The sequence below is a fragment of the Mycobacterium sp. 1245852.3 genome, assembly GCF_001669335.1.
Lineage (GTDB): Bacteria > Actinomycetota > Actinomycetes > Mycobacteriales > Mycobacteriaceae > Mycobacterium > Mycobacterium europaeum_A.
In genome coordinates, this window is sequence record NZ_LZLL01000510.1 from 1 (window position 1) to 5,497 (window position 5,497).

General features: G+C 68.7%; 5 protein-coding genes and 1 pseudogene. 5 read left to right on the forward strand and 1 reads right to left on the reverse strand.

From position 1 onward, the window contains the following. The 4 genes and pseudogenes from A9W96_RS32325 to A9W96_RS22910 form a co-directional block, all read left to right on the forward strand. Positions 1–198 (forward strand): annotated as a pseudogene (locus A9W96_RS32325) (methylase); the annotation flags it as partial. Then, positions 195–1,007, forward strand: a complete 813-nt coding sequence (locus A9W96_RS22900; RefSeq protein ID WP_066866883.1) for a class I SAM-dependent methyltransferase — start codon at positions 195–197, stop codon at positions 1,005–1,007. The pseudogene A9W96_RS32325 and the gene A9W96_RS22900, both read left to right, overlap by 4 nt. 82 nt (positions 1,008–1,089) lie before the next feature. Beyond that, positions 1,090–1,839 (forward strand): beta-phosphoglucomutase family hydrolase, encoded by a 750-nt coding sequence (locus A9W96_RS22905; protein WP_066866881.1) that lies wholly within the window; start codon positions 1,090–1,092, stop codon positions 1,837–1,839. Next, on the forward strand, positions 1,836–4,214 hold the full coding sequence (locus A9W96_RS22910) for a glycoside hydrolase family 65 protein (protein WP_066866879.1): 2,379 nt from the start codon (positions 1,836–1,838) through the stop codon (positions 4,212–4,214). Before A9W96_RS22905 ends, A9W96_RS22910 begins: the two co-directional genes overlap by 4 nt. Here the strand turns inward: A9W96_RS22910 and A9W96_RS22915 are convergent. Next, complete coding sequence (locus A9W96_RS22915) at positions 4,208–4,783, reverse strand: TetR/AcrR family transcriptional regulator (protein WP_066866877.1); 576 nt, start codon at positions 4,781–4,783, stop codon at positions 4,208–4,210. The two genes, A9W96_RS22910 and A9W96_RS22915, sit on opposite strands and share 7 nt — an antisense overlap. Before the next feature lie 60 nt (positions 4,784–4,843). Between A9W96_RS22915 and A9W96_RS22920 the strand changes: the two genes are divergently transcribed. Further along, the coding region (locus A9W96_RS22920; protein ID WP_066877413.1) for a TauD/TfdA family dioxygenase at positions 4,844–5,497 on the forward strand (654 nt) is incomplete at its 3' end.

Sequence of the window (5,497 nt, forward strand, 5' to 3'; positions counted from 1 at the left end):
GCCGACACGGACATCCTGGCCTACCTCGCGGAAGTCTGGCGGCTGGTGTCCCCCATTGCCGAACAGGGAGGCTTCGCCATCGACGAACTCGCCGACATCGACGAGTTCGTGCCGCGATTCCGTCAGGAGGCGCAGGCGGTCAACGCCCTCATCGCGATGCCTCCCATCATTACCGCGTGGGCTCAGGTGCAGAAATGAACGACACCATCGCGGCCCAGTACTCGACCGGCCTGTCGCGGGCAAACATCAAACGGGCGCTGATCGACGCCGGGAAGGACCTCGACGGCCTTCGACCCGCCGACCTGGCCCTGCTGGAGGACTTCCACACCATGGGCCGCATCGCCACCGCGCAGCTGGTGGACCTTACGCAGATCTCCAGCGCGAGCGCGGTGCTCGACGCCGGTAGCGGGATCGGTGGCACGGCCCGCTACCTCGCCGACCGCTATGGCTGCCGGGTCACCGCCGTTGACCTCACCGAGGAGTACTGCGAGACGAACGACTGGCTCAACCGGCTCGTCGGTCTCGACCGCCTCATCGCGGTTCGCCAGGCGGACGTCACCGAACTCCCCTTCGCCGACGACACTTTCGACGTCGCGATCAGCCAGCACGTCCAGATGAACGTGGCCGACAAGGCGCGGCTCTACGCCGAGGCGCGCCGCGTCCTCACTCCCGGTGGCCGGCTTGCGCTGTGGGACTTGACCATCGGCGACGGCCGCGCACTCGACTTCCCGTTGCCCTGGACCGACACCGCCGCCAACAGCCACCTGGTGGCCCCCGGCGAGCTGCGCACCCTGGTCACCTCCGCGGGATTGGCGGTGCAGCACTGGAACGACCTCACCGAGACCGCGAGCTCGCTCATGCAGGCGCTGCTGGCCCAGCCGCCCCAGCCGCTGGGCCTGCACGCCTTCGTCCCCGACTTCGACCGCAAGGCCGAAAACCTCACCCGGGCGCTGGCCGATGGGCGCCTGCGCGCGATCCAGGGCGTGGCAGTGGCAAAAGACCGCTGATCCCTGGCGACACGCATGGCGGGCATGGTGAAGTGGGTATCGCTTAAGCCAGTCGCCCGAGACCAGAGAGCGAGGTCCGCCGTTGAGTTCAGCGCTGGGTCTGCCGGAGGAGGTGCGTGCCTGTCTGTTCGACCTCGACGGAGTGCTCACCGACACCGCCAGTGTGCACACCAAGGCCTGGAAGGCCATGTTCGACGCCTACCTGTCCGACCGGGCCAAGCGCACCGGCGACGAATTCGTCCCCTTCGACGCGGGCGCGGACTACCGCGAATACGTGGACGGCAAGAAGCGCGAGGACGGCGTCCGGTCCTTTTTGGAAAGCCGCGACATCCAGCTGCCCGACGGCAGCCCCGACGACCCCGACGACGCCGAGACGATCTACGGCCTGGGCAACCGCAAGAACGACATGTTCCAGAAGGTGCTCAAGGAGGACGGCGTCAAGGTGTTCGATGGATCCCGCCGCTACCTAGAGGCGGTGTCGGCCGCGGGCCTGGCAATCGCGGTGGTGTCGTCAAGCGCCAACACCCGCGACGTCCTCGAGGTCACCGGCCTGGACCGGTTCGTGCAAAAGCGGGTGGACGGCGTCACCCTGCGCGAGGAACACATCGCCGGCAAGCCGGCCCCCGACTCTTACCTGCGCGGGGCGCAGCTGCTCGACGTCGACGCCGCAGCGGCGGCGGTGTTCGAAGACGCGTTGTCCGGCGTGGCGGCCGGCCGGGCCGGTAACTTCGGATTCGTGGTGGGCGTCGACCGAGTGGGCCAGGCCGAGGAACTGCGCCGCAACGGCGCCGACGTGGTGGTCACCGACCTCGCCGAGCTGCTGGGCTCATGATCACCGACGAATCGTTCCCCGTTGACCCCTGGCACGTGCGCGAGACCCAGCTCGACCTGAATCTGCTGGCCCAGTCAGAATCGCTGTTCACCCTGTCCAACGGGCACATCGGGCTGCGCGGCAACCTCGACGAGGGCGAGCCCTACGGCCTGCCGGGCACCTATCTGAACTCCTTCTACGAGATCCGGCCGCTGCCCTACGCCGAGGCCGGTTACGGCTACCCCGAAGCCGGCCAGACGCTGGTCGACGTCACCAACGGCAAGATCATCCGGCTGCTGGTCGAGGACGAGCCGTTCGACGTCCGCTACGGCGAAGTCCTATGTCACGAACGGGATCTGGACCTTCGCGCCGGAACGCTGACCCGCAGCGCGCACTGGCGCTCGCCGGCGGGCAAAGAGGTCAAGGTGGTCTCCACCCGGCTGGTGTCACTGGCCCAGCGCGGCGTCGCCGCCATCGAGTACTGCGTCGAGGCGATCGGTGAGTTCGTTCGGGTGACGGTGCAGTCGGAGCTGGTCACCAACGAGGACCAGCCGGAGACCTCCGGCGACCCCCGGGTGTCGGCCATCCTGGAGACCCCGCTCGAAGCGGTCGCGCACGAATACACCGACACTGGAGCGGTTCTCATGCACCGCACGCGCAGCAGCGCGCTGATGATGGCCGCCGGCATGGATCACGAGGTCGACGTTGAAGGGCGCGTCGAGGTCACCACCGACGCGCGCGCCGACCTGGCCCGCACCACCGTGATCTGCGGGCTGCGCAAGGGACAGAGGCTGCGCGTCGTCAAGTACCTGGCGTACGGATGGTCGAGCATGCGCTCGCGCCCGGCGCTGCGCGACCAGGTCGCCGCCGCGCTGCACAGCGCCCGCTACACCAGCTGGCAGGGACTGTTGGATGCGCAGCGCGAGTATCTGGACAACTTCTGGGACTGCGCCGACGTCGAGGTCGAGGGCGACCCCGAATCCCAGCAGGCCGTGCGATTTGGGCTGTTCCACCTGCTGCAGGCCAGCGCCCGCGCCGAACGCCGCGCGATCGCCGCCAAGGGTCTCACCGGAACCGGCTATGACGGCCACGCCTTCTGGGACACCGAGGGGTACGTGCTGCCGGTGCTCAGCTACACCGCGCCACACACCGTGGCCGACGCGCTGCGCTGGCGCGCCTCGACCCTGGATCTGGCCAAGGAGCGGGCGGCCGAACTGGGCTTGGAGGGCGCCGCGTTCCCCTGGCGGACCATCCGCGGGCAGGAGTGTTCGGCCTACTGGCCGGCCGGCACGGCGGCCTGGCACATCAACGCCGACATCGCGATGGCCTTCGAGCGCTACCGCATCGTCACCGGCGACGACGACCTGGAGGCCGATTGCGGGCTGGAGGTGCTGGTCGAGACCGCCCGGCTGTGGCTCTCGCTCGGCCACCACGACCGGCACGGCGTCTGGCACCTCGACGGCGTCACCGGCCCCGACGAGTACACGGCGATCGTGCGCGACAACGTCTTCACCAACCTGATGGCCGCGCACAATCTGCGCGTCGCCGCCGACGCCTGCAACCGCCACCCCGATGTGGCCAAGGCGCTGGGGGTCACCAACGAGGAGATGGCGGCGTGGCGCGATGCGGCCGGCGCCGCCAACATTCCGTACGACGAGGGGCTGGGAGTCCATCAGCAGTGTGAAGGATTCACCACCCTCGCGGAGTGGGACTTCAAGGAGAACCACGCCTACCCGTTGCTGCTGCACGACCCGTACGTGCGCCTGTACCCCGCGCAGGTGATCAAGCAGGCCGACTTGGTCCTGGCGATGCACTGGCAGAGCCACGCGTTCACGCCCGAGCAGAAGGCGCGCAACGTCGACTATTACGAGCCGCGCATGGTCCGCGACTCGTCACTGTCGGCGTGCACGCAGGCGGTGATGTGCGCCGAGGTGGGGCACCTCGAGCTCGCGCACGACTACGCTTACGAGGCCGCCCTGATCGACCTGCGCGATCTGCACCACAACACCCGCGACGGTCTGCACATGGCCTCATTGGCCGGCGCCTGGACGGCGCTGGTGTCCGGCTTCGGCGGCCTACGCGACGACGAGGGCGTTTTGTCGCTGGATCCTCAACTGCCCGATGGCATTTCGCGGCTACGGTTCCGGCTGCGCTGGCGCGACTTCCGGGTCACGGTCGACGTCAACCACGCCGAGGTCACCTACACGCTGCGCGACGGGCCCGGCGGCGAGCTGACCATCCGGCACGCCGGCGAGGACCTCGAGCTGAGCACCGAATCCGCGACGACGGTCGCGGTGCATCCCCGCAAGCCGCTACTGCCGCCGCCGCAGCAGCCCGCCGGCCGCGAACCGCTGCACCGGCGATCCCTGATCGCGGAATCGGTGCAGGCTCACTGAGCATCGGCGGGCGCGAGGATGCGTTGCACCTCCGCGCCGGCCGCTGCGCGTATCTCGGCATCCGTCAGCTCCTCAATCCCGGTGGCGGACCGCAGGATCGGGGCGAACAGGCGCCAACCGAACTGCAGCGCAAGGGCATTGGCGACCGCGAGCCGGGCCTTGACGTCGTCATCGTAGAGCGGCCGCACCCCGTCGAGCAGCGTCGCGATGTTGGGAAAGCGCTTCTGTAGCTGGCCGGCCGGATAGCCGTCCAGCACGGTGCGCGCCATCACCCGCATCTGGCGATCAAGGGAACTCTCCAGCACGGCCGCGGGCGCATCGGTGCCCAGCAGGGCGCTCAGGTTGGCGCCCAGGTGGTCGAGCACGGCGCCGACCAATTGCTCCTTGGTGCCGAAGTGGCGGAACACCAGTCCGTGGTTGACGTTGGAGCGCGCGGCGATGTCGCGGATGGACGTCGCGGCCGGACCGCGCTCGGCGAACAGGTCGGTGGCGGCTTCCAGGATCGCCGCGGCCACCTCCGCGCGCCCGGTGGGCACCTTCCCGCGGCCGGTTGCGGAAGTTGTAGTCATTTGACTACACTACCAAATGTAGTCAGTTGACTACACCCGTTTTGACTCAAGGAACACGAAATGACAGGTCAGATAACCGTCACCAAGCTGGGCAGTCGCATCGGCGCCCGGGTGGACGGGGTTCGCCTCGGCGGCGACCTCGACCAGGACGCGGTCGAGACGATCCGCCGGGCGCTGTTGACCCACAAGGTGATCTTCTTCCGTCACCAGCACCACCTCGACGACTCCGAGCAGCTCGCGTTCGCCGGTCTGCTGGGCACGCCGATCGGCCACCCGGCCGCGTCGGCCCTGGCCGCCAAGCACCTCCCGGTGATCACACCGATCGACTCGGAGTACGGCAAGGCGAACCGCTGGCACACCGACGTGACGTTCGCCGCCAACTACCCCTCGGCGTCGATCCTGCGTGCGGTCACGCTGCCGGCCTACGGGGGCTCGACGCTGTGGGCCTCGACCGTGGCGGCCTACCAGCACCTGCCCGAACCGCTCAAATGCCTGGTGGAAAACCTCTGGGCGCTGCACACCAACCGGTACGACTACGTGAGCGTCGAAGCGATGAGCGAGGAGCAGCGGGCGTTTCGGCAGGCTTTCGAAAAGCCCGACTTCCGCACCGAGCATCCGGTGGTGCGGGTGCACCCCGAGACCGGCGAACGCACCCTGGTGGCCGGTGACTTCGTGCGCGGCTTCGTCGGCCTGGACAGCCACGAGTCAACCGCC

What these genes read in the sequence shown, in the direction of transcription:
- A9W96_RS22900 (WP_066866883.1), top strand. Translation starts at nt 195, where the DNA reads ATGAACGACACCATCGCGGCCCAGTACTCGACCGGCCTGTCGCGGGCA.
- A9W96_RS22915 (WP_066866877.1), bottom strand. Translation starts at nt 4,783, where the DNA reads ATGACTACAACTTCCGCAACCGGCCGCGGGAAGGTGCCCACCGGGCGC.
- A9W96_RS22910 (WP_066866879.1), top strand. Translation starts at nt 1,836, where the DNA reads ATGATCACCGACGAATCGTTCCCCGTTGACCCCTGGCACGTGCGCGAG.